Origin of the sequence: Actinocrinis sp. (assembly GCF_035653575.1) — a bacterium.
GTDB lineage: Bacteria > Actinomycetota > Actinomycetes > Streptomycetales > Catenulisporaceae > Actinocrinis.
The window spans coordinates 13242-36711 of sequence record NZ_DASRBQ010000026.1 but is presented as its reverse complement, the minus strand read 5'-3'; the positions used below and the strand labels follow the sequence as shown (position 1 = coordinate 36711).

Sequence of the window (23470 nt, the reverse complement as noted above, 5' to 3'; positions counted from 1 at the left end):
GAGACCACGAGCGGGTCCCTCCGTAGCGAGGGCGGCGGCGCTGCTCGGCGCCCCCAATCTTTGACAGCTCTGGTCCGAACCCTCATCCAGTCTAGACCGCCTCGTCGCCGACGGAGACCCGGAACTGCGGTACAAGCCTGTAACAGCACGGCACGCTGCATCGCACGGCATCGCACCAGACTCCACGTAACGCTCCGTGACACACCCCCGGACCCGGATTCCACGCCCACCGCGCCCGGAAACCGGTGCAAATCAGGGCTACCCAACCCTTCCCGTGCCCTGTACTCTCCTGTCGCAACGGTGCGCAACACCGTCGTAACGCGGTCGTCAGAGGGTGAACGGCCGCGCATGACAATCCGTCCGATCCGAAGGACCTGTCTTCATGCGAGCGTTCACCCGAACTCTGCGTCCTGCCGTGCCCAGACTCACCATCGCCGCTGCGGCCACCGCGGCAGCCCTCGTATTCGGCACGCTGGCCGCGACCACCGCGCAGGCCGCAAGCATCGCCACCGGCGACAGCCGCTCGGTCAGCCAGCCCGCGGTCCCCTCGGTCTGCCAGACCCTCACCGCGAACCTGGCCACCAGCAACGAGCAGTTCTCCAGCAGCAACGAGGCCAGCCCGCCGGACACCTCACGCATCCAGAACGCGCTGAACGCGTGTAAGGGAACGAATAAGGCAGTCGAGCTGACCAACAGCGGCAGCAACAACGCGTTCCTCTCCGCCCCGCTGACGGTCCCGAGCGGCGTCTACTTGGTGATCAACGCGGGCACCACGCTCTACGCCACGCGCGTCGCCTCCCAGTACCAGTCCAGCTCCTCGGACACCTGCGGCGCGATCTCCAGCAGCGACAACGGCTGCAACCCGTTCATCAAGGTCTCCGGCGCCAACTCAGGCATCGAAGGCATCCGCAACAGCAGCGGCTCGCAGGGCACGATCGACGGCCGCGGCGGCCAGAGCATCTGGAGCACCTCCACGACCTGGTGGCAGCTGGCCACCACCGCCGGCAACGAGAACAAGAAGCAGAACAACCCGCGGCTGATCGTCTTCTCGGGCGCCAACAACGCCACGCTCTACAACATCAACCTGGTCAACGCAGCGTTCTTCCACGTGACCTACAAGTCCGGCAACGGCTTCACCGCCTGGGGTGTGCGCATCAAGACCCCCGCTACCGCCCGCAACACCGACGGCATCGACCCGGACGCCTCCAGCAACGTCACCGTGGAGAACTCTTACATCCAAGACGGCGACGACGGCATCGCCATCAAGGGCGGCAGCGGCGCGACCAGCAACGTCACCATCGCCAACAACCACTTCTACGGCACGCACGGCATCTCGATCGGCAGCGAGACCAACGACGGCGTCAGCAACATCCTGGTGAAGAACAACACCGTCCAAGGCACCGACAGCTCCGGCAACGTCAGCACCCTCAACAGCGGCCTGCGCATCAAGAGCTACCCGAGCAAGGGCGGCACGGTCTCCACGGTGACCTACATCAACACCTGCGAGAGCGGCATCGCGCACCTGATCGAGCTCAACCCGCGCTACTCCTCCTCCAGCAGCACCAGCAACATCCCCGAGTTCACGAACATCATCGTGGACGGCCTCAAGTCGCAGAACTCTGCCTCCGGCGCCACGTCGATCATCGAGGGCTACAACTCCTCCCACATCACCGGCCTGACCCTGCAATACGTCAGCCTCGACAGCTCCTCGTACACCGCGCAGTACGCCGCCATCAGCACCTACAGCTCCAGCCTCAACCCGTCTTCGGGCACCGGCGTCACGCTCACCAAGCTCTCCTCCCCGGTGACCAGCGGCAGCGTCCCGTCCTGCTCCTTCCCGAGCTTCCCGAGCCTGTAGGCCGGGACCGCAACCCCATCACCCACGACCCGCTGGCCGAGCAGGTCGTGGACGAGGGGTCAGTTGGGGCCGACGGGCTGGTCGAGCAGCTGCTCGACCAGCCCGTCAGGCAGGCCAAGGAGCGAAAAGCCGCTTTGAACGCCGTCGAGATCACCTTCGTCGGACGCCTGACCGCCGGACGCAAGTAAAGCCATTCACAATAAGATTACACCGACAGGTTGACAGCCGCTCTCTCCCGTCGGAGAGCGACGAGGCCCGGTGCAGACAGCGCCCCGTGCAGCGGGGCCGGCGACCTGGTCACCGCCGCGCTGGTGATCTAGGCTCCATCTCGCTTGGCCACGGCGGAAAGGACTGGTGTGGGCAGGATCAGGGCGTTCATGTGGGGTTCTGGACACCGTTGGCTGATATCAGTGGGCGCTGCGGCGGTGGCTGTTGGGGCGGTCGTGTGGATGGCCTGGCCCGCGCGCACCGATCGGGCGCCTGCTCCGGCGACGGCGCGCGCCTTCGTCGACTTCACAGTGTGCGTGCTGACTGACGCCCATGGCATCTCGAGCGCCGACGCGGCTCCGGTATGGCGGGGCGTGCTGATGGCGCAGGAGTCGACGAACGCCAAGGCGCAGTTTCTGGCGGTGACGGGCGGCGGGTCGCCGGATGCGGCGGTGGTCTCGCTCAACACCTTGGCTTTGCGGGGCTGCGGGTTGATCGTGGCCGTCGGCGACTCACAAGTCTCGGCGGTGTGGCGGCAAGCGCGCACGTTTCCGGCGCGTCACTTCGCCGTGGTGGGCGGGCTCATGCTGGCCGAGGACGGGAATGTCGCGGTGATCGAGAGCCGGTCACCGGATACGGTCGTGTCGCAGGTCGCCGCGCTGGCGCGTAACGCCGTGGCCGGACGCTTCGCCTCGGGCCCGGTTTCGTAGCCGCCGCGCGGCGGGAGCCAGACGTGAAGGCGCCAATCGCGCGCCGAGATCTTGTCGGCATCCCCGAGTAATGATACTGATGCTCTAATACAAAAAGTTGATACGGCCTTGGGTGGGGGTTCGCATGCGCGGGGTGGGGCGTCGGTGGCTGCGTGCGACGGTCATACTGGTGTTCGCGGCGCTGGTGTCGAGCGCCGCGACAAGTTCGGCCTCAGCCGCTCAGCTGACGCTTCCGGCGCTGCATCTGCCGTCGGTAGCACAGATTGAGGCTTGGCTGCGGGGAGCGGCGGGGTGGGTGCTGCCGAGCCAGGAGTCGGGCAGCGCCGCCGGTAAGAGCCACAACGCCTCGTCAACGTCGACGCGCTCGGGCTCCGGCAACGGGCGCGCGCCCGGTCACGGCAAGGGAGCGTTGGGAGCTTACACCCCGGTTGGGGCGAAGACCGTGCCCGGCGTGTCGGGCTTGCTCCGTAAGGGTTTCGATCCGAAGACTTCGACGCGGGTGGCGGCGAAGTCGACGGCGACGAGCACGTGGTATCAGAATGCGGACGGCACGGTCACCCGCAAGGTGTCCGAGACGCCGGTGAACTATCGCACCACCTCGGGTGACTGACTGCCGATCGATGCCAGCCTGACCCGGGCGCCGTCAGGGCGGCTGGTGAACCGGGCGAACAGTTTCGCGGTGTCGTTTGGTACAACCCGTCCACCGGCCAGTTCGCCAGCAGCGACACGCAGCAGAACAACCCCGTTCCTGACACCGCCGCAGCCAACCCGTATGGCTACGCGGACGGCTCGCCGCTGAACGGCACTGACCCCAGCGGCCACATCACGGTCGGCGGCAGCGGCGACGGCCCGGTGTGTACTCCGCTGTGGAGCCCGTGGTGCATCGTTATCAACTCGGTCACGGACAACGACACCGCCAGTTGCGACACCACCACGTGTCAGTGCGACAGGTACCAGAAGGACTGCGCGACGATCTGCACCTCGGATCCGACCGACATCCGTTGCAATCCGCCCTCGTGGGACGACGATCCGTGCGCGGGATTGTCCGGGCCGGCCTGCGCGCAGAAATACGGCAACCGGCCAACCTGGCCGAACACCAACAATCCGAAGACCGGACCATCCGGTGGACCGTTCTCCGGCTGCGACGCGGCATGTCAGGCGAAACGCTGGCTCGACCATATAAAGGCACTAAGTCGCCTCGGACACACCGCGATCTCGTTCACGGTCGGCGCGGCGGCCGACGCCGACGCGGCGCTGAACTCCGCCGCGAGTGCGCTGGCGAGTACCGTGGTGGGGCTCGGCATCGGGGTCGCGACTGTACTGACCAATCTGCCCGGCAACGGGAACGACGACAACAACGACCAGAGCTGCGATCCGCTGCCGAGCTCAAGCCCGAACGGCCACATCACCTACCTGCCCCTCGAGCGGGCCCCCGGTACGGACGAATGCCGCGCGACGGGGGCGTACGGCCAGCTCAACCGGGACGACTACCGCGACTTCAGGCTGGATCCGACGGTGACGCCGCCGGGCTACTCCGACCTGCCGGCCGGGCTCGCGGCGCGCGGGCACCTCATCGCCAACGTCCTGGGGGGAACGCCGTCCGATCTGCGCAACTTCGTGCCGCTGTACAAGGACGCCAACCTGCTGATGTACAACTCGATGGAGAAGCCCGTGCGCGACAGGATCAAGCGGGGCTTGTCAGTCGACTACATCGTGACTCCCGAATACGGAGGTCCGAACCCCCTGGTGCCGTCCGCGGTCCGGATAACGGCCGTCGGGGGCGGCCTCAATGAGACGTGTACCATCACCAACCAGCCTGTTCCATCCGAGAGTTGCGACGGCGGGACCGCGCCGCCCTTCTGACATCCGGCGTCCGCCAAGGAGTACGACGGCATGGTTACGACCTTCCCCGAGCAGCAGGCCAGACTGCTGGAGGAGTTCCCGGCGCTAGCCGACTACGCACGCACCGCGGTCCGGCTCCATCCGCGGCCGGGATCGCCGAAGCCGGCCGACAGCTCCGTCGGCGGCCCGCTGCTCTGGCCCGGCGACGAGCCATGGCCGACGTGCGCAGAGCCGCACGTCGGCCGGCGGAAGGCGGCGAGGGCCGCGCAGGCAGGGCAGGCGAGTCGTGAGCAGCGTGACCTCGAGGTCACGCGCCGGGCCGCCGAGGTCGCACGGCTGGAGGCGCTCGGTCCCGCGGTACCCGAAGGCATCCTGCGGGCGTCGCGGGAGTCCTTAGCACGCGCGGAGGCGGCGCCGCACGCTGAGCCGCAGCCCATCGCGCCCGAGGCCGTACAAGCGCCTGAGCCCACGGTCATGGTGCCGATCCTGCAGATCTACCGCCGCGACGTCCCGCAATTACCCTTCGCCGGCACCGATGACCTGCTCCAGCTGCTCTGGTGCCCGGAGCAGCACGAAGCCACGCGCGCTCCGCGGCCTCAGGTCTTCTGGCGCCGCTCCGCTGACGTCGTCGATCCGCTGGTGGCTGCCCCCGGACCCAACCGCTTCTACGATCTCGGCTACGTCCCCAATCCGTGCGTGATCCATCCCGAATCAGTGCCGGAATTCCCGCCGATCAGCACCCTGAGCCCGGACGACGCCGACTACAAACCGTTCGGCGTGCTTCCGGCGGCGCTGGAGACCCGAATCCGGCTGTGGAGCGCGCGGCAGCCCGAACGGTACGGCTATCCGTCGATCGCGCACGCTCCCGGCTGGAAGCTGCTGGGCTGGGAAACCAGCGGCCCCGACGCCGACCGCTCGACCTCATGCAGCTGCGGCAGGCCGGCGGACTTGCTACTCGACGCGTTCCGAAGCGAGGACCTCGGCGGGCCCTGGCAGCCTCAGGGCGGGACGGAGTTCGTGTGGGGCGACCCCGCGAATTGGGAGGACCAGGAGCCGACCGAGGTCGACATCGCGCCGGACGGAACGTTCCAGATCTGGCTGTGCTCCTACTCGGCGCAGCACCCGCCCGTGATCGGCATCTCGTAGTCGGCGGCTGCCCGCCAGGGCCGCCAAGACGGGCGGCCCTGAACGACGATGCCCCGCCGACGGAAGTCCGTCGGCGGGGCCATCTTCTGCATGATCACGGCCCGTGCACGGCCCAGAGGGTCGGTTTAAGAGGGCTGACCTGCACCGTTCTTAGATGTCGTAGTAGAGGTCGAACTCGAACGGGTGCGGGCGCAGCCGGATCGGGTCGATCTCCGCGGAGCGCTTGTAGGCGATCCAGGTCTCGATGAGGTCCGGGGTGAAGACGCCGCCGGCGGTCAGGTAGTCGTGGTCGGCCTCGAGGGCGTCGAGGACGGCGCCGAGACTGCCGGGGACCTGGGGGACCGCGGCGTGCTCGTCCGGGGGCAGCTCGTAGAGGTCCTTGTCGACCGGGGCGATCGGCTCGATCTTGTTCTTGATGCCGTCGAGGCCGGCCAGCAGCATCGCGGAGAACGCGAGGTACGGGTTGCTGGACGGGTCCGGCACGCGGAACTCGATGCGCTTGGCCTTCGGGTTGGCGCCGGTGATCGGGATGCGGATGCACGCCGAGCGGTTGCGCTGCGAGTAGACCAGGTTGACCGGGGCCTCGAAGCCGGGGACCAGGCGGTGGTACGAGTTCACGCTCGGGTTGGTGAACGCGAGCAGGCTCGGGGCGTGCTTGAGCAGGCCGCCGATGTAGTGGCGCGCGGTGTCGGACAGGCCCGCGTAGCCGATCTCGTCGTAGAAGAGCGGGCTGCCGTCCTTCCACAGGCTCTGGTGCGTGTGCATGCCCGAGCCGTTGTCGCCGAACAGCGGCTTCGGCATGAAGGTGGCGGTCTTGCCGTTCGCGAGCGCGACGTTCTTGATGATGTACTTGAACAGCATCAGGTCGTCGGCGGCGTGCAGCAGGGTGTTGAACTTGTAGTTGATCTCGGCCTGGCCAGCGGTGCCCACCTCGTGGTGCGCCCGCTCGACCTCGAGGCCGACACCCTTGAGCGCGGTGACCATCTCGTCACGCAGGTCGCCGTAGTGGTCGTAGGGCGCGACCGGGAAGTAACCGCCCTTGTAGCGCACCTTGTAGCCGAGGTTGCCGCCGGCCTCCTCGCGGCCGGTGTTCCAGTGCCCTGACTCCGAGTCGATGTGGTAGAACGACTCGTTCACCTTGCTGTCGAAGCGGATCGAGTCGAACACGTAGAACTCGGCCTCGGGGCCGAAGTACGCGGTGTCCGCGATGCCCGAGCTCTTGAGGTAGGCCTCGGCCTTCTTCGCCACGTTGCGCGGGTCGCGCGAGTATGCCTCGCCGGTCAGCGGGTCGTGGATGAAGAAGTTGATGTTGAGCGTCTTCTGCTTGCGGAACGGGTCGATCCGCGCCGTGGCCGGGTCCGGGAGCAGCTGCATGTCCGACTCGTGGATGGCCTGGAAGCCGCGGATCGAGGATCCGTCGAAGGCGAGGCCGTCGGTGAACACGGACGAAGTGAACGACTCCACCGGCACGGTGAAGTGCTGCATGACGCCGGGCAGGTCGCAGAACCGGACGTCCACGAACTGGACGCCTTCGTCACTGAGGTACTTGAGAACCTCGTCGGCGTTCTGGAATGTCACTATTCCTCCTCGACCCGATGCAGCGGCCGCACAGGAGCGCCGGCCGGACTCGGGAACGCGATGGGCACAGAGCGGGGGCTATGGCTGTGTAGTTTGGAACATCGGCGAGTGCGCGCAAGCCCCCACACGGCTCGTCTGCTTTGCCCGCCAAGGCCTCGACAGTCCGTGCCTGTAGGAGCCGCCCTGCCGCCGCGCTGCGGTGCGGCCGCTCCCGCAGGCCCGATTTCGCATCAGGCTCTGGCTGGGAACGATAGGTAGGGGCCATTTCCCGTCCGTGTCCCTGTTGTTTCCTGCACGTTACACGCGACGCGATCATGCCGCCTCACGACGCGCACGGGCCGGTTCGGCGGGCGGGTGGGCGGCGGGGAGGCCGTCACGGGTGCGGGGCCCGGGCGCCGCCGGATTGTTTCGGGCGGCTACCGTGGACGCATGACACAGTCTTCCGCGTCCGCGGGTAAGTCCGCCGCGCGTGGTGGTGGTAGTGGTTCAGGTGCCGGCAAGCCTAGCGCTGGCGGGGGTGGGAAGGGGGCGGGTTCGGGCAGCGGGGGCAAGCCCGGTGGCACCGGCTCCGGGCCATCATCACGCGGCGCGGGCAAAGGCGGTGGGCCTTCGGACGCGCGGGCTGCCGTCGGAGGCTGGCTGGAAGGCCCGCGTACGGAGTCCACGCAGGACGAGTGGGCCTACCGCGGCCAGCGCCTCGGCCTGCCGGAGTCCGGGCCCGGCTCGCTGGCGGGACAGGGGCGCCGGCTCGGCGCGCTGGTCGTGGACTGGGTCATCGCCGAGGTGATCGCGCTGGCCTTCGGCTGGCATCCGTCCTCGGCGCAGGGGCAGTGGGGCACGATCGCGATCTTCGGCGCGGAGCACTTGGTGCTGCTGTCGATCTGGGGCGTGACACTCGGCAAGCGGCTGTTCGGGCTGCGGGTCGGCAAGCTCGGCGGACCGCTCACGCCGCTGCACGTGATCATGCGCACGGTGCTGCTCTTGCTGGTGGTTCCGGCGGTGATCTGGGACCGGGACGGCCGCGGGCTGCACGACAGGCTCGCCGGAACGGTGGAGATCAGGGCGTAGGCGAGGGCGCAGGGCGAGGCGCAAAAACGACGGCGGCCGGGGAGGAACCCCGGCCGCCGGTTCGTTTGGCGGGTCTGGCTAGCGGATGTTGCCGCGCGGGATGCGGCCGCCGCGCGGGATCGGGCCCTTCGGCAGGTTCGCCATCGGGCCGCTGCTCACCGCGGCCAGCCGCTTCGAGTACTCGTTGACCTGCAGCGAGGTCAGCTTCGTGCGGCCGCGCAGGCCGCGCTTCGTCAGCGTCTGCGACAGCTTGTTGAGCGGCACTTGGCCGGCCTCGGTGTTGTCGCCGACGATCACGGACTCCACCTCGACATCCGGGCCGAGGTACCGCGCGATCGCCTTGCGCTCGGTGTTGAGCAGCTGCGTCACCCGGTTCGGGTCGCCCTCGCCGACCAGCAGGATGCCGGCCCGGCCGATCAGCCGGTGCACCAGGTCCTGCTGCCGGTTGAACTGGACCGCCGGGGTCATCGACCAGCCGCGCTTGAGGCTCTGCTCGAGCACCGCCGCGGCCGCACCGGGCTGCCCCTCGATGCGCTGGTACGCCGTGCGCTGCACCCTGCGGGAGAGGGTGGACAGCGCCACCAGCGCGCCGAACACGATCGCGAACAGGACCGCGAAGACGATCCCGACGATGCTGCCGCCGAACAGGAAGAAGAACAGCACGAACACCACGGCCGCGGTGCCGCCGCCCCAGCCGAGCATGGCCGTGGTGAGCCGAGGATCGACTTCCTTGGTCACCTTGTAGGCGTAGCCGAACTGCTTGAGGCGGCCGGACGGCGGTTCGGACGGTGCCGCCGGGCTCACGGTCGGCTCAGGGGAGGGGTTACGCGCCATGCTCAAAAGGATATGTCCCCGGCGCAGTGGTTACCGCACCGCCCGGTACCGCCGTGATTGTTTCGGTATCGGTGGCGACGAGGACGGAGGCTGACGGTTCGTCAGGTCACTGAGGCGGAGCGCACTTCACCAGAGCGAACGGGCGTGCCACATCAGCGAACAACGTGTTACCGCAGCGCGCGATGCGCTACGCGTACGGCTCTACGTGCGGCTCCAGAAGCGCGGTGGACGCCTCGGCCCTGGCCTTGGCCCGAGCCCGGTCCTCCTGCACCGCCGCCCAGGCGTTGTTCCGTGCGACGGCCAGGCCATCGCCGCGGAAGATGACCCACTCGACCGTGTTCAACACGGTCCGCACCGCTCCACGCCGTGCCGCAGCCCGGTCCGCCGCGGCGCTGTCAATCGTCACCGTCATGCTTCCGTGCCCCCAATCTCAAGGTCGGATCAGCACCACTCAGGGTTGCTGTCTCGTGTTGCAAGGTTACTGCGCACCGGTCAATTCCCGGTGAAGACCGCGCCATCGCGGTGACGGTTGGGCCGACCGGGTCCCAGGTCCGCTGAACGAGCCGGGACCCGGGTCCGCCCACACTGCACTAGGCCGCACGCGCCGCGATCGCTTGCTGGTAGAGCCGCCCGGCCCGGTACGAAGATCGCACCAATGGTCCGGACATCACCCCGGCGAAACCGATCTGCTCGGCCTCCTGCTTGAGTTCGACGAATTCCTCTGGCTTCACCCATCGTGTCACCGGGTGGTGCCTTGGGGAGGGCCGAAGGTACTGCGTAATCGTGATCAGCTCACAGCCCGCGTCGTGCAGGTCGAGCAGCGCCTGGGAGACCTCCGACCGCTCCTCGCCCATGCCCAGGATGAGGTTGGACTTGGTCACCAGGCCGACCGCGCGCGCCTGGCGGATCACGTCCAGCGACCGGTCGTAGCGGAAGGCCGGGCGGATCCGCTTGAAGATCCGCGGCACGGTCTCGACGTTGTGCGCCAGCACCTCCGGCGCGGACTCGAACACTTCGGCCAACAGCCGCGGCTCGCCGTTGAAGTCCGGGATCAGCAGCTCGACGCCGCAGCCGGGCACCTGCGCGTGGATCTGCCGGACCGTCTCCGCGTACAGCCACGCGCCGCCGTCAGACAGGTCGTCGCGGGCCACGCCGGTCACGGTCGCGTACTTCAGGCCCATCGTGGCCACCGACTCGCCCACGCGGCGCGGCTCGTCGCGGTCGAGGGCGGCCGGCTTGCCGGTGTCGATCTGGCAGAAGTCACAGCGCCGGGTGCACTGCTCGCCGCCGATCAGGAAGGTCGCCTCGCGGTCTTCCCAGCACTCGAAGATGTTCGGGCAGCCGGCCTCCTGGCACACCGTGTGCAGGCCCTCGCTCTTGACCAGGTTGCGCAGCTGCGTGTACTCCGGGCCCATCTTCGCCCGGGTCTTGATCCACTCGGGCTTCTTCTCGATCGGCGTGGCGGCGTTGCGCACCTCAAGCCGCAGCAGCTTGCGCCCGTCCGGACCGGTCGTGGTCAGGGGCGCGCTGCCGTCCTCGATCGCGGTCACGGGCGCAGCTCCTCGGGAATCAGTACCGGTCGGACGCGGACCCGGTCGGTCGCCGCGCCCTTGGGCTCGGTCAGCAGATGCAGATGGCGCTCCACGAGCGGAAGCACCTCCTGGATCGTCACCCGGCGGCCCAGCTCCTCGCTGAGCGTTGTAACGCCCGCGTCACGGATTCCGCACGGCACGATCCGGTGGTACCAGTCGAGATCATTGTCACAATTCAGGGCGAAACCGTGCATTGTGACACCCTTGGCGAAGCGCAGCCCGATTGCGGCCACCTTGCGGTCCTGACGCTGTTCGTCGCCGGGAACCCAGACTCCCGAACGGCCCTGGACGCGTTCGGTGTAAAGGCCGACGTCCGCGCAGACTTCGATGATCACCTGCTCGACGCGCCGTACGAAGTCGACCACGTAGACGCCCTCGGGCAACCGTACGATCGGATACCCGACCAGCTGCCCCGGGCCGTGCCAGGTGATCTTGCCGCCGCGGTCCACGTCGACGACCGGCGTCCCGTCGAACGGACGGTCCATCGGCTCGGTCCGCTTGCCGGCGGTGTACACCGGCGGATGTTCGAGCAGGATGACGGCGTCGGGCACCAGGTCGGCCACTCGCGCGGTGTGCCGCGCGCGCTGGTCGTCCCACGCGGTCTGATAGTCGACCGCCTTGGCGCCGAAACCGGCCCGGATGATTTCCAGTTCGCCCACGGTTATGACTCTACGACGCGGCCGGGCGGCCCGGTGCGCGTGTGACTTAGTGCTGCCCCGCGCCGCGCTCGCGGCGGCCTGAAGTCCCGTGACCTCGGTCACAACGGCGCCGAGCGAGGCGTGGCCGGACGGGTTGGTTCGCATATCGCGCAAGGCCTGCGGCGCTATAGGGTGAAGCAGCCGTGACGATCTTTGGGAGGGGAGCCGCACCATGGCCGAACGGATCCGCTGGGGCATCGCCGGGACCGGCGTGATCGCCGCCGCTTTCGCCGAGGATCTGCGCCTGCTCGACGACGCCGAACTCGTCGCGGTCGGCTCGCGCTCGCAGCAGGCGGCGGACCGGTTCGCGGACGCGCACGGCGCGGCACGCCGGCACGTCGGCTACGACGCGCTCGCCGCCGATCCCGAGGTCGACGCGATTTACGTCGCGGTGCCGCACACCGGCCACGAGGAGGTCACCCTCACCGCGCTGGCCGCCGGAAAGGCGGTGCTGTGCGAGAAGCCCTTCGCCATCAACGCCGCGCAGACCGAGCGGATGATCGCGGCGGCCCGCGCGGCCGGGGTCTTCCTGATGGAGGCCATGTGGGTCCGGTTCCTGCCGCACCAGGTGGGGCTGCGCGAGCTGATCTCCGCGGGCCGCATCGGCGAGATCCGCTCGCTGATCGTGGACCGCGGTGAGGTGCTCAGCTCCGACCCGGCGCACCGGGTGCTCGACCCCGCGCTCGGCGGCGGTGCGCTGCTGGACCTCGGGATCTATCCGGTCTCCTTCGCCTCGATGCTGCTCGGCACGCCCGACCGGGTCGCCGCGTTCGCCACCCAGGCGGTCACCGGCGTGGACGCGCAGACCTCGGCCGTGTTCGGCTATCGCAGCGGCGCGCAGGCACTGATCAGCACCGCGCTGGACGCGCGCACCGCGAACACGGCCTCGATCACCGGCACCAAGGGCCGGATCGACATCGCGGACTGGGCCGACGGCCGGTTGCCCGCGAAGCTGACCCTGCTCGACGGTACGACGCAGAACCTTGAGTTCCCGCGCGAGGGCAAGGGGCTGCGCTTCCAGGCCGCCGAGGTCGGGCGCTGCCTGCGCGCCGGCGAGACGGAGAGCCCGGTCATGCCGCTGGACGAGACGCTGTCGATCATGCGCACGCTCGACCTCATGCGTGAGCAGATCGGGCTGCGCTACCCCGGCGAGTAGCGAACATCCAGATCCTCCAGCACGGCCTTGGCCGCGCGGTGGCCGGACTGCAGCGCCCCCTCGACGTTCGGTAGGTCGCGGTGGTCTCCGCACACGTACAGCCCCTTGATAAGCCGGACCGGACGGGCGAAGTTGTGCGGAGACTGCATGGTCACCAGCGCGTGCTCGACGTGCCGGATATCAAGGGTCTCCCAGCGCCGCTGCGGCACGCCGTGCAGGTGAGAGAGCCGGCCAAGGACCGCGCGGTCCAACGCGGCCGGTTCCTTGCCGTCGTCGCCGAACACCGTCGTCGCGACCAGTGCCCGGCCCGGCGGCGCGAGCCCCGGTGCGGCGCGGCTGACCACGGCCGTGCGCGCGATGGGAGAGCCGGGCTCGGCGTCTATGAGCACTGATGGAGCGCGGTCGGGTTCGAAGGGCAGTTGCGCGTCGTCCACCGAGTGCCAAAGCGTTGTCGCCGATCGCATCCGCGGCTCGTGCAGGCCTGGCAAGAGTTCCATCGCGCTGTACGGATCGGCCGCCACCACGGTCGCACGAGCCCTGATTTCCCCGGTGCCCCCGACCACACGGTCGGCGCGCACCGTGTGCACCCGCACGCCGAGCTCAATCGTGCCGTTCGGCAGCCTTCTGACAAGCTCCCGCACGAGCGCGTTGATGCCTGCGCCGGCCACCGCGAAGCGGCCTCGTACCAGCAGCCGCAGCAGCCAGTCGGCACCGCGCACCGAAGCGGCGAGGTCTTCGTCGGCGGCCAAGGCAGCCAGATACGGCCGCAGGAACTGATCCACCAGCTCGGCAGAGTAGCCGCGTACCGCGTACGAGTCCGCCGCTGAGTGCTCCGGGCCGTTCAGCGCCCGCTCCGGCGCGGTCGTGCCGAGCCGGTAGAGCAGCTTGGACAGGCGGGCCTTGTCCGCGGCCGTCCCGATCGGCATACGCAGCGCCGAGAACGTCTGCTGCGGCCTGGTCGGTGCGGCGCCGAACCGCACTCGCCGCACGACGTCGTGCACCTGAAGGCTGTTCTCCAGCGCTCCGGTCCGCTCCTCGCTGCTGAGGCCGCCTGCATCCTCCGTCGCTGCGGACAGACCGCCCCCGCCAGAGCAGATCCGTACGCCTGCCGCGAAACCGCCCAGCTGAAGCTCGGCCGGAGAAATCGTCTGACGCAGGGTCGGCCAGGTCGTGTGCAGCAGGTGCGCACCGTCGCCGAGCACGAATCCGCCGACCCGGGTGTCCCGGGCGCGGCCCCCGGGATCATCAGTACCTTCCAAAACGGTCACGGCCAGACCCGCGGCGACCAGTCGTGCGGCCGCGGCCAGCCCGGCGATTCCCCCGCCGACGACGCATACGTCCGTGCGCATACGAATCCCCCAGCGAGATCAGATCGGCATCCCGGTCTACCTACCCGCTGGGGGATCGTCAGAATCCGAATACGCGCGCGGCCGGGCCGGAAGGCCCGCGCCGACGCGGTACGCCCGGCTTACAGCCCGGAGGCGAAGGTGTACGGCTGGAAGGCGACGTCCTGGCCGACGTCGAGCTGGATGACCTCGTGCGGGGTCAGCTTGATGTCCGCCGGGTTCCCGGTGTACTTCTGCCCGTTCACGTACGTGGTGACGGTGCCCGAGGCCGGGCCGACCTGGCTGTTGGACAGCGGCTGGTTCCACTCGGCGAAGACCTGGCCGAGCGTGTACTCCTTGGTCGTCGGCGACTCGACGTGCAGCACGCCGGAGCTGTCGTGCGTGTGCAGGTAGTACAGCTGCTTGCCGCCGTCGACGAACTGCGAGCCGTCCTGCAGCTGCTCGGTCGTCCACGGCTTGACGATGCCGATGCCGGCGGGCACCAGCTTCTGCTTGCCGTTCACGTAGATCGCCAGGTGCGCGTGGATGTGGTAGGCCAGCTGTTCCTGGGTCTGCGCCGAGACGCCGTCCACGGTCTGGCCGGTCAATCCGTCCCAGGTCTGCGCGAGCGCGTTGGGTGTGGTGTTGGTCTGGGCCGCAGGCGTGCTGTTGTTCTTCTTCGACATCGCGAGCGCGATGAGCCCCGCGACCAGGGCGAGCACGAGCACGCCCGCGCCGACGCCGAAGTAGATCTTGCGCTTGCGCTCCAGACGCGCCTGCTGCGCGCGCATCTTCTCGATCTGCGCACGGCGCTCTTGCGCGCTCTTCTTGCTGGCCTGCGATGCCATCGTCCCGCCCTGTGAGTGATAACGCCGACTGAAACTTCGTGACGCCGGCTGCAAGGTAGTGACGCCGTCGGTCGGTTTACCGTACAACCACTTCCTGAGCAAACGCATATGGCCTTCTCAGGGCTGCGCGCAGTAACTTCCGGCCACCCCGGCTGACCTGCGTAAACACGGCACGTCCCGGCGGCCGCCCGCCGAAGCGGGAGCCGCCGGGACGTGAAAGCAGTCTCGGCGAACGGGCTTACAGCCCGAGCTCGGACTCGAAACGCCCTTCCTCCAGCCGCGACTTGATCGTGGTGAGGAACCGCGCCGCGTCCGCGCCGTCCACCAGGCGGTGGTCGTAGCTGAGCGCGAGGTACACCGTCGAGCGCACCGCGATCACCTCGCCGAGCACCGGGTCGGTGACCACGGCCGGGCGCTTGACCACGGCGCCGGTGCCCAGGATGCCGACCTGCGGCTGGTTGATGATCGGGGTGTCGAACAGCGCGCCGCGCGAACCGGTGTTGGTGAGCGTGAAGGTGCCGCCGGCCAGCTCGTCCGGGGAGACCTTGTTGTCCCGGGTGCGCGCCGCCAGGTCCGCGATCGCCCGCGCGATGCCGCCCAGGTTCAGGTCCCCGGCGTTCTTGATCACCGGGACGAGCAGGCCGCGCTCGGTGTCCACCGCGATGCCCAGGTTCTCCGAGCCGTGGTAGGTCACGGTCCCGGCTTCCATGTCGATCGAGGCGTTCACCTGCGGGTACTGCTTGAGCGCCTCGACCGCGGCCATCGCGAAGAACGGCAGGAAGGACAGCTTGACGCCCTCGCGCGCCTCGAAGTCCTTCTTCGCGCGCTCGCGCAGCCGGGCGATCGACGTGACGTCGACCTCGACGACCGTGGTCAGCTGCGCGGAGATCTGCAGCGACTCGACCATCCGCTTGGCGATGACGGTGCGCAGCCGCGACAGCTTCTCGGTGCGGCCGCGCAGCGGGGAGACCGCGACCGGGGCCGCGGGGGCGCTCGGCGCGGCGGCGCCGTTGACGGCGGCCGGGGCGGGGGCGGGCTTCGGCGCGAGCGCCTTGGCCGCCTCGATGACGTCCTGCTTGCGGATGCGTCCGCCGACGCCGGTGCCGTTGACCGTGGAGAGATCCACGCCGCGCTCGGCTGCGAGCTTGCGCACCAGCGGGGTCACGTACGCGCCGGGACCCTCGTCGTCGGCGGGCTGCGCCGTGCTCTGAGTCTGGGCCGGGGTCTGCGCCGGGGCGGGAGCGGGCTGCGGAGCCGGAGTGGCGGCCTGGGCGGGAGCGGGTGCGGCCGGAGTGGGTGACGGCGGGGCCGGAGCCGGGACCGGCGCGGGTGCGGGGTCCGGCGCGACCGCGGGTGCGGGTGCTGCCTGCGGAGCCGGGGCAGGCGCCGGAGCCTGGGCCTGTGGCGGCGTCGGAACGACCGAGACCGGTGCGGGTTCCGGGGCCGGAGCCGCGGAGGCGGGGGCTGAACCGGGGGCGCCGATCACCGCGAGAGTCGTGCCGACCTCGACGGTCTCGTCCTCCGCCACGTTGATGGCCACGACCACGCCGGCGGCGGGGGAGGGGATCTCGGTGTCCACCTTGTCGGTGGAGACCTCCAGCAGCGGCTCGTCCGCGTCCACGGAGTCGCCGACCGACTTGAGCCAGCGGGTGACGGTGCCCTCGGTCACCGATTCGCCGAGCGCCGGGAGCACCACCGGGGTGCCGCTCACCGGGCCGGGAGCGCCCGCCGGAGCGGGGGCGGCCGGAGCCTGAGCGGGAGCGGGAGCCGGGGCGGCCGCCGCCGCAGCGGGCTGCGGCGCGGGTTCCGGAGCCGGAGCCGGGGCCGGAGCCGGAGCGGGGGCCGCGGCGGGCGCGGGCGCCTGCTGGGCCGGGGCGGCGGCAGCGGGGGCGGGGGCCTCGCCGGGTCCGCCGATCACCGCCAGCTCCGCGCCGACCTCGACGGTCTCGTCCTCGGCCACCTTGATCGACAGCACCACGCCGGCGGCGGGGGAGGGGATCTCGGTGTCTACCTTGTCGGTGGAGACTTCCAGCAGCGGCTCGTCGACCTCGACCGTCTCCCCTTCCTTCTTCAGCCACCGAGTGACGGTGCCCTCGGTGACCGACTCGCCGAGCGCGGGCATCGTTACTGATGTCGGCATGAGTTTCTCTCCTGACTACCTACGTTCTCGGGTCCGTGGGAAGGGGACTCTCAGTCGTGTACGTGCAGCGGCTTGCCGGCCAGGGCCATGTGCGCCTCGCCCAGCGCCTCGCCCTGCGTCGGGTGCGCGTGCACGAACTGCGCGACGTCGCCCGGCGTGGCGTCCCAGTTGTAGATCAGCTGCGCCTCGGCCACCAGCTCGCCGGCCCGGTCCGCGACGATGTGCACGCCGACCACCCGGTCGTCCTCGCCCGCGACCCCGGTGATCTGCACCAGCTTGACCTCGCCCTGGGTCTTAAGGATCTTGCTCTTGCCGTTGCCCGCGAGGTTGTAGTTGAAGGTCTTCACGTGGTCCGCGCCGTACCGCTCCTTGGCGATGGCCTCGGAGATACCGCAGGACGCGACCTCGGGCTGCGAGTACGTCACCCGCGGCACGCCGTCGTAGTCGATCGGGCGCGGGTTCTGCCCGGCGATGTGCTCGGCGACCAGGATGCCCTCGGCGAAGCCGACGTGCGCGAGCTGGAGGGTCGGGATCAGGTCGCCGACCGCGTACACGCCGGGGGCGGAGGTCTGGCAGAACTCGTTGACCTTCACGTAGCCGCGGTCCACGACGACGCCGGCCTGCTCGAAGCCCAGGTTCGCGGACACCGGGCCGCGGCCGACCGCGACCAGCAGCAGCTCGGCCTCGAAGCTCTTGCCGTTCTCCGTCGAGACCCGCACACCGGTCTCCGTGTACTCGACGCCGGAGAACCGGTTGCCCAGCTCGAACTTGATGCCGCGGCGGCGGAACGCGCGCTCGAGCAGCTTCGAGTTGTTCTCGTCCTCGAGCGGCACCAGGTGCGGCAGCGCCTCGATGATGGCGACCTCGGCGCCGAAGGACTTCCAGACCGAGGCGAATTCGCAGCCGATCACGCCGCCGCCGAGCACGACCACCGAAGCCGGGAGGCGGTCCAGCTTGAGCGCGTGGTCGCTGCTGATGATGCGGTCGCCGTCGATGTTCAGCCCGGGCAGCGACTTGGGCACGGAACCGGTCGCGAGGACCACGTTGCGGCCGGTGTACGTCTCGCCGTTCACAGTCACCTGATTGGGCGCGCTCAGCACGCCCTCGCCGGCCACGAAGGTGATCTTGCGGGCCTTCACGATGCCCTGCAGGCCCTTGTACAGCTGGCCGACCACGCCGTCCTTGTAGCTGTTGACCCCGGCCATGTCGATGCCGTTGAGCTGGCTCTGCACGCCGAAGGAGGCGCCCTCGCGGGCCAGATCGGCGACCTCTGCCGCGTGCAGCAGTGCCTTGGTGGGGATGCAGCCGCGGTGCAGACAGGTGCCGCCCACTTCGGCCTTCTCGATCAGGGCCACGTTCAGGCCCAGGTCGGCGGCGCGGAAGGCGCAGGCGTACCCGCCGGACCCGCCGCCGAGGATCACTACGTCGAATACATTCCCGGCGTCAGCCACTTGTCGTCTCCTCGCGTCTTCGCGTGTGCGCTCAACCGTCCGAGCCCGCCGTACGCAGCCGGATGGCCTGATTCCGGATCGCCGGGACGCTCCGGGATGGCACACTGACAAGCATCCTGCCACCCGCGCAGGTGGGGGGCCTCTCGGCGACCGCCGCCCCGGCGAGCCGGGTTGCGGGCCGGCCGGGATGGTTGGTTGGTGGTACGGCGCCAGCTTAGTGCGGTCCGGGAGGGCGCGGTTGCGCATGGCCGACCGGCGTGGCCACCGTTGAGGGGCGTGCTGCGTCTACCTGGTAGTAGAGCGAACGCGCTCGTCCGCAATCCGGTCGCGGCCGGCCGAACTCAACGAGGTGATGAAAGGTGGCGTTGTTCAGCCGCAGGGGAAGGTCCGCAGGTGGCGGCGCCACGTACGGTCGCGATCTGCGTGAGGACGAGGCGCACCTGACCCGATTCGCCCGTTCGCGCGGCGGGGTAGAGGCTTTCGTCGAGCCGCGCACGGCTGTGACCGAAACCACAGTGGTGCTGGTTGCGGCGAACGGCGAGTGGACCCGGCGCCGGGTCCCGGGTCCGCAGGCCGCTCATCAGCTCGCTCACCGCCTGGGGATTCCCGCGTATGACGCGATGGTGGTCGGCTATCCGCAGCGGATGCGCGACTGGAGCGCGCGGATCGCGGCGGAGGCAAAGGCCAAGCGGGAGCCGTGACGCGCTCCCGCCCGAGCCGAGCCCGCATCCGCTGAAATTCAGTCAGTTTTCTACGGGGCCTACTGGTTCGTCGCTGGTTCTGCGGGGCCCTACTGGGCCCCGAGTGCGTTACAACAGTCCGTCGGCCGCGTCCTGGGCGAGCTGAACCAGGGTCCGTACCGCATAGCCCGTGCCGCCCTTGGGGGTGTACCCGAACGGCGCGACGGTGTTGTAAGCCGGGCCGGCGATGTCCAGGTGCGCCCACGGCATGCCTTCGGGGACGAACTCCTTGAGGAAGATGCCCGCCACGAGCATGCCGCCCATGCGGTCGCCCATGTTCGCGATGTCGGCCACGTCCGAGTCCATCGTCTTGCGCAGGTGCGCGGGCAGCGGCATCGGCCAGATGTCCTCGCCGGCCCGCTCGGCCGCCGACTCGACCTGGGTGCGGAACTCCTCGTCGTTGGCCATCACCGCACCGGTGCGGTGGCCGAGCGCCAGCACCTGCGCACCGGTGAGCGTCGCGACGTCCACGATCGCGTCCGGCTGCTCCTCGCCCGCGCGCACGATCGCGTCCGCGAGCACCAGCCGGCCCTCGGCGTCCGTGTTGAGCACCTCCACGGTCTTTCCGCCGTACATGCGCAGCACGTCGGACGGCCGGATCGCGTTCCCGCCCGGCATGTTCTCGGCCAGCGCCGCCCACGCAGTCGCCTTCACCGGCAGGCCCAGCTGCGCGATCGCGATCACCGCCTGCACGACCGCGGCCGCCCCCGACATGTCGCACTTCATGGTTTCCATGGCGTTGGACGGCTTGAGCGAGATGCCGCCGGTGTCGAAGGTGATGCCCTTCCCGACGAAGGCCAGGCAGCGCTGCGCGTCAGGGTGCGCATAGCTCACCTTCACCAGCCGGGGCGGCCGGCTCGAGCCCTGCCCGACGCCGATCAGGCCGCCGTAGCCGCCGTCGCGCAGCGCCGCCTCGTCGAGGACTTCGATCGTGAGCTCGTCGATCTCGGCCGAGTCGACCGCCGAGGTGATCGCGTCCGCGAACGCCTGTGGGAAGAGGTGCGAGGGCGGTGTGTTGATCAGGTCGCGCGCGGCCTTCACCGCATCGGCCACCACCTGCGCGCGCTTGCCGGCCGCGAGCGCGTCGGCATTGGGATCCCCGGTGGTGACGAGCACGACCTCCTGCACCGGGCCCTTGCGGTCGGCCGGGTCGCCGGTCTTGTACCCGTCGTAGGAATAGGCCGCAAGCGCCGCGCCCAGCGCGGTGGCCTCCACGACCTCGGCGCCCGCCACCGGCGTCACCAGCGCGACCTTGCCGAACCCGGCCAGCGAGCGCAGTGCGGACCCGGCCGCGCGGCGCAGGTCCTCCAGACCCGTCACGCCGACCACCTCGCCGTCGCCGGTCGAGCCGAGCCCGAGACCCACCACGACCGGGGCGGCCAGCGAGCCGTTCGCCGGAACCCGGGTCACCTCCTCCGCGGCCCCGGTCGCCCCCAGCGCCTTCAGGATCTGCGCGAGCCGGCCGCCGAACGCCTCGTCCACCGGCTCGGCGCCGGGTGCGAGCACCACGCCGTCCTCGCCCTGGTAGACGCCGATGACGAGCGCGTCGGCTTCGACCCCGGCCACCGGGCCGGGTTGCAGTGAGATCCTGGTCACGTCTTGTCCTGTCCTGAGGTCGGGGAGTTGGCGGCATCGTAACCGCACGCTCGGGGCGGCGTGCCGGGCGCCTGCGGAGTGTGGGGTTTTCCCGCGCCGGCGGGGCGCGGGGAGGGGCCGTCCCGAATACTGGACGGTAGGCTCGGCGGCATGTCACAGACGCCGCCCTCGCAACCCCTGCTCACCTCGCCGTTGCACGCCCGGCACGTCGCCCTCGGCGCGAAGATGGCCGACTTCGGCGGCTGGGAGATGCCGATCGAGTACTCCGGCGTCGTCGGCGAGCACACCGCGGTGCGCACCGGGGTCGGCGTCTTCGACGTCAGCCACCTCGGCAAGGCCACGGTGGCCGGCCGGGCGACCGACGGCAGCGGCCTGACCGCGTTCGACTTCGTCAACGCGACGCTGGCCAACGACCTGCGCCGGATCGGCCCCGGCCGGGCGCAGTACACCCTCGCCTGCGACGAGGCGACCGGCGGCGTGGTGGACGACCTGATCGCGTACGTGAAGTCGCCGGAGGAGATCTTCCTCATCCCGAACGCGGCCAACACCACCGAGGTCGTGCGGCGCCTGACCGCGGCCGCCCCGGACGGCATCACGGTGACGAATCAGCACTCCGAATTCGCGGTGCTGGCCGTGCAGGGGCCGCGTTCCGCCGACCTGATCAAGACGCTCGGGCTGCCGGCGGACCACGACTACATGGCCTTCGACACCGCCGCCTGGAACGGTAAACCCCTGACAGTCTGCCGCACCGGTTACACCGGTGAGCACGGATACGAACTCGTGTGCCGCTGGCAGGACGCGGACGAGCTGTGGGGCGCCATCCTGCGCGCCGGCGAACCCTTCGACATCAAGCCCTGCGGCCTCGGCGCCCGCGACACGCTGCGCACCGAAATGGGATATCCGCTGCACGGCCAGGACCTCTCGCTCGACATCACCCCGGTGCAGGCGCGGGCCGGCTGGGCGGTCGGCTGGAAGAAGGACGCGTTCTGGGGCCGCGAGCCGCTGCTGGCCGAGAAGGCGGCCGGGCCGCGCCGGCTGCTCTGGGGGCTGCGGCAGGTCGATCGGGCCATCCCGCGTCCGCACATGGACGTGCTCGATGATCAGGGCGCCGTCATCGGCGAGGTGACCAGCGGCACGTTCTCGCCCTCGCTCAAAATCGGCATCGCGCTCGCTCTGCTGCCGCCGGCCACGGCCGAGGGGGACACGGTCTTCCTCGATGTGCGCGGTCGGCGCGCGGCTTTCACCGTCACCAAGCCGCCGTTCGTCACGCCGTCCACCCGGTGAGTCTTAATTCCGGATCGCAATACCGGCACACCGCCGGGTCTTAGCCGAGATCTGATTCACGGCCGCCCGTGATGCGTCACCGCGGATGTATCAATTCCGACATACCTCACCCGATCGAGTGAACGTGTGCCTGACACTAGACAGACGCTGACTTCCTGGTGATGCTGGCGGTGCTTTTCGGCGTTCGACGGAACGCTTTGATTGCGGGAGGTGCGAGTGGCCACGACAACGGCGACCCACGGAGTGGCCGAGACGGTGGACGCCGGAGCGGGGCTGAGCCCGCTCGTCGGCGCCGCCGCGACCAACGCGGGCGGTCTCGTCGTGCTGCGCGACGAACTCGGAATCCTGTCCGTCATGCGTTGCCTCGACGCGGGGCTGACCCTGGACCCGGGCTTCCAGTACGGCTATCCGGCCGAGAGCGCGGCGATGGCGGGCTTGACCGATCCGCGCCTGGCGCCGCCGCTCAGCTACGTGGTCGACGCGGCCGGCCAGATCGTCGCGACGGTCTGCCGGCACGTGACCGGGGTACGCCTCTCGAAGGTCCTCGCGCAGCTGCCGCGCGGCCTTGACGTGCAGACCGCGTCGGTCGTCATCTCCGATGTGCTCGCCGCCCTCGACGCCTTGCACGCGCGCGGTGTCGCGCACCGATCGCCGGACGCCGACCACGTCATCGTCGAGCCGAACGGCAACTGCGTGCTCGTGGACGTCGGGCTCGTGGCCCGTCCCGACGAGTCGGACCCGGTCACGGCCATGGCCACCGACCTGGAAATGGTCGCCGACCTGCTGGTCACCTGCCTGACCCCCGGGCGCCGGATGCCCGAGCGCGGCGCGCGGTCCGGCTATTTCGCGCACGGCGAGCTGGAGGGCGTGGCCGCGCGGCTCTACGACGCCCTCGTCGAAGCCGGCGCCGGGGCGGTCCCGGCGGACGCCGGCGCGGAGCAGCTGCTCGCGCGCACCGCAGCGCAACTGTCCCGCGCACTGGAGGCAGTCGCCGCGGACAGCTTCGACGCGGGCTGGGACGGCCGCGGCCGGGAACGGCTGGCGATCGCGACCAGGGACCACCGCTCCTCGCGCCGCCGCTTCCTGGAATTCCGGCCCACCGGCTACACCGACCACCGCTGGACGATCCGCGGCTGGCATGCCGGAGCCCCGCGGGTGCGCCGCAGCAGGCAGCGTCTGACCGCCTCCGCCGACGTGATGCGGCAGGCCCGCGCGCAGCTGGTGGAGCTGTGGTCGGGCAATCCCAGCGCCCGCGGTTCGGGCAGCCACGCGGCCGGCGGCCATCTCGGGCCGGGATACACCCGCTATCTCATACCCCTGATCGCTTTCTTGCTCGCCTTCGGCCTGGCCTTGGTCCTGCTCGGCCTCTCCTCGTCGAGGTAACCGGAAGCCCAGGA

General features: G+C 69.8%; 21 protein-coding genes. 11 read left to right on the top strand and 10 right to left on the bottom strand.

The genetic code is table 11. From position 1 onward, the window contains the following. Positions 1 to 415: 415 nt before the first annotated feature. The 6 genes from VFA06_RS04485 to VFA06_RS04460 all read left to right on the top strand — a co-directional run bounded on the left by VFA06_RS04485 (position 416) and on the right by VFA06_RS04460 (position 5763). Positions 416 to 1858 (top strand): glycoside hydrolase family 28 protein, encoded by a 1443-nt coding sequence (locus VFA06_RS04485; protein ID WP_324839100.1) that lies wholly within the window; start codon positions 416 to 418, stop codon positions 1856 to 1858. Positions 1859 to 1905: 47 nt separating this feature from the next. Next, complete coding sequence (locus tag VFA06_RS04480; RefSeq protein ID WP_324839099.1) at positions 1906 to 2046, top strand: hypothetical protein; 141 nt, start codon at positions 1906 to 1908, stop codon at positions 2044 to 2046. Positions 2047 to 2268: 222 nt separating this feature from the next. Continuing rightward, positions 2269 to 2775: a hypothetical protein gene (locus VFA06_RS04475; protein WP_324839098.1), complete on the top strand. Its 507-nt coding sequence runs from the start codon at positions 2269 to 2271 to the stop codon at positions 2773 to 2775. A 169-nt stretch (positions 2776 to 2944) separates the two neighbouring features. After that, positions 2945 to 3385: a hypothetical protein gene (locus VFA06_RS04470; protein WP_324839097.1), complete on the top strand. Its 441-nt coding sequence runs from the start codon at positions 2945 to 2947 to the stop codon at positions 3383 to 3385. A gap of 242 nt (positions 3386 to 3627) precedes the next feature. Then, positions 3628 to 4638, top strand: coding sequence for a DNA/RNA non-specific endonuclease (locus VFA06_RS04465; RefSeq protein ID WP_324839096.1), 1011 nt, complete (start codon positions 3628 to 3630; stop codon positions 4636 to 4638). Positions 4639 to 4668: 30 nt separating this feature from the next. After that, entirely contained in the window at positions 4669 to 5763 is a 1095-nt protein-coding gene (locus VFA06_RS04460; RefSeq protein ID WP_324839095.1) for a hypothetical protein, read from the top strand. Between the two features lie 150 nt (positions 5764 to 5913). On the opposite strand, the gene glnA is transcribed toward VFA06_RS04460, so the two are convergent. Next, positions 5914 to 7341, bottom strand: a complete 1428-nt coding sequence (gene glnA, locus VFA06_RS04455; RefSeq protein WP_324839093.1) for a type I glutamate--ammonia ligase — start codon at positions 7339 to 7341, stop codon at positions 5914 to 5916. A gap of 429 nt (positions 7342 to 7770) precedes the next feature. Here glnA and VFA06_RS04450 point away from each other — a divergent pair, with 429 nt between their 5' ends. Then, positions 7771 to 8409 (top strand): RDD family protein, encoded by a 639-nt coding sequence (locus tag VFA06_RS04450; RefSeq protein WP_324839092.1) that lies wholly within the window; start codon positions 7771 to 7773, stop codon positions 8407 to 8409. Positions 8410 to 8487: 78 nt separating this feature from the next. Here the strand turns inward: VFA06_RS04450 and VFA06_RS04445 are convergent, their stop codons facing one another. From VFA06_RS04445 to lipB, 4 genes are all read right to left on the bottom strand, one after another. After that, the gene (locus tag VFA06_RS04445; RefSeq protein WP_324839091.1) at positions 8488 to 9243 is read right to left on the bottom strand and encodes a DUF4191 domain-containing protein; all 756 of its coding nucleotides are present in this window, start codon (positions 9241 to 9243) and stop codon (positions 8488 to 8490) included. A gap of 187 nt (positions 9244 to 9430) precedes the next feature. Then, a complete protein-coding gene (locus tag VFA06_RS04440; RefSeq protein ID WP_324839090.1) occupies positions 9431 to 9655 on the bottom strand; it encodes a hypothetical protein in 225 nt (74 codons plus the stop codon). A gap of 178 nt (positions 9656 to 9833) precedes the next feature. Beyond that, positions 9834 to 10793, bottom strand: coding sequence for a lipoyl synthase (gene lipA, locus VFA06_RS04435; RefSeq protein WP_324839089.1), 960 nt, complete (start codon positions 10791 to 10793; stop codon positions 9834 to 9836). Next, positions 10790 to 11500 (bottom strand): lipoyl(octanoyl) transferase LipB, encoded by a 711-nt coding sequence (lipB, locus tag VFA06_RS04430; protein WP_414639824.1) that lies wholly within the window; start codon positions 11498 to 11500, stop codon positions 10790 to 10792. Before lipB ends, lipA begins: the two co-directional genes overlap by 4 nt. A 205-nt stretch (positions 11501 to 11705) precedes the next feature. Here lipB and VFA06_RS04425 point away from each other — a divergent pair, with 205 nt between their 5' ends. Further along, on the top strand, positions 11706 to 12689 hold the full coding sequence (locus VFA06_RS04425; protein WP_324839087.1) for a Gfo/Idh/MocA family oxidoreductase: 984 nt from the start codon (positions 11706 to 11708) through the stop codon (positions 12687 to 12689). Here the strand turns inward: VFA06_RS04425 and VFA06_RS04420 are convergent. The 4 genes from VFA06_RS04420 to lpdA form a co-directional block, all read right to left on the bottom strand. Then, entirely contained in the window at positions 12674 to 14038 is a 1365-nt protein-coding gene (locus VFA06_RS04420; protein WP_324839086.1) for an FAD-dependent oxidoreductase, read from the bottom strand. The two genes, VFA06_RS04425 and VFA06_RS04420, sit on opposite strands and share 16 nt — an antisense overlap. A gap of 119 nt (positions 14039 to 14157) precedes the next feature. After that, complete coding sequence (locus VFA06_RS04415) at positions 14158 to 14862, bottom strand: hypothetical protein (RefSeq protein WP_324839085.1); 705 nt, start codon at positions 14860 to 14862, stop codon at positions 14158 to 14160. Positions 14863 to 15100: 238 nt separating this feature from the next. After that, on the bottom strand, positions 15101 to 17002 hold the full coding sequence (sucB, locus tag VFA06_RS04410; protein ID WP_324839084.1) for a 2-oxoglutarate dehydrogenase, E2 component, dihydrolipoamide succinyltransferase: 1902 nt from the start codon (positions 17000 to 17002) through the stop codon (positions 15101 to 15103). A 50-nt stretch (positions 17003 to 17052) separates the two neighbouring features. After that, positions 17053 to 18453 carry a dihydrolipoyl dehydrogenase gene (gene lpdA, locus VFA06_RS04405; RefSeq protein WP_324839083.1) on the bottom strand — a complete coding sequence of 467 codons (1401 nt, stop codon included), beginning with the start codon at positions 18451 to 18453 and terminating at the stop codon, positions 17053 to 17055. Between the two features lie 359 nt (positions 18454 to 18812). Between lpdA and VFA06_RS04400 the strand changes: the two genes are divergently transcribed. Then, positions 18813 to 19154, top strand: a complete 342-nt coding sequence (locus tag VFA06_RS04400; protein WP_324839082.1) for a hypothetical protein — start codon at positions 18813 to 18815, stop codon at positions 19152 to 19154. Positions 19155 to 19262: 108 nt separating this feature from the next. Here VFA06_RS04400 and VFA06_RS04395 read toward each other — a convergent pair whose 3' ends face one another. Then, positions 19263 to 20789, bottom strand: coding sequence for a leucyl aminopeptidase (locus VFA06_RS04395; RefSeq protein WP_324839081.1), 1527 nt, complete (start codon positions 20787 to 20789; stop codon positions 19263 to 19265). A gap of 150 nt (positions 20790 to 20939) precedes the next feature. Between VFA06_RS04395 and gcvT the strand changes: the two genes are divergently transcribed. Beyond that, a complete protein-coding gene (gene gcvT, locus VFA06_RS04390; protein ID WP_324839080.1) occupies positions 20940 to 22073 on the top strand; it encodes a glycine cleavage system aminomethyltransferase GcvT in 1134 nt (377 codons plus the stop codon). Between the two features lie 216 nt (positions 22074 to 22289). Next, positions 22290 to 23456, top strand: coding sequence for a hypothetical protein (locus VFA06_RS04385; RefSeq protein ID WP_324839079.1), 1167 nt, complete (start codon positions 22290 to 22292; stop codon positions 23454 to 23456). Positions 23457 to 23470 lie beyond the last annotated feature (14 nt).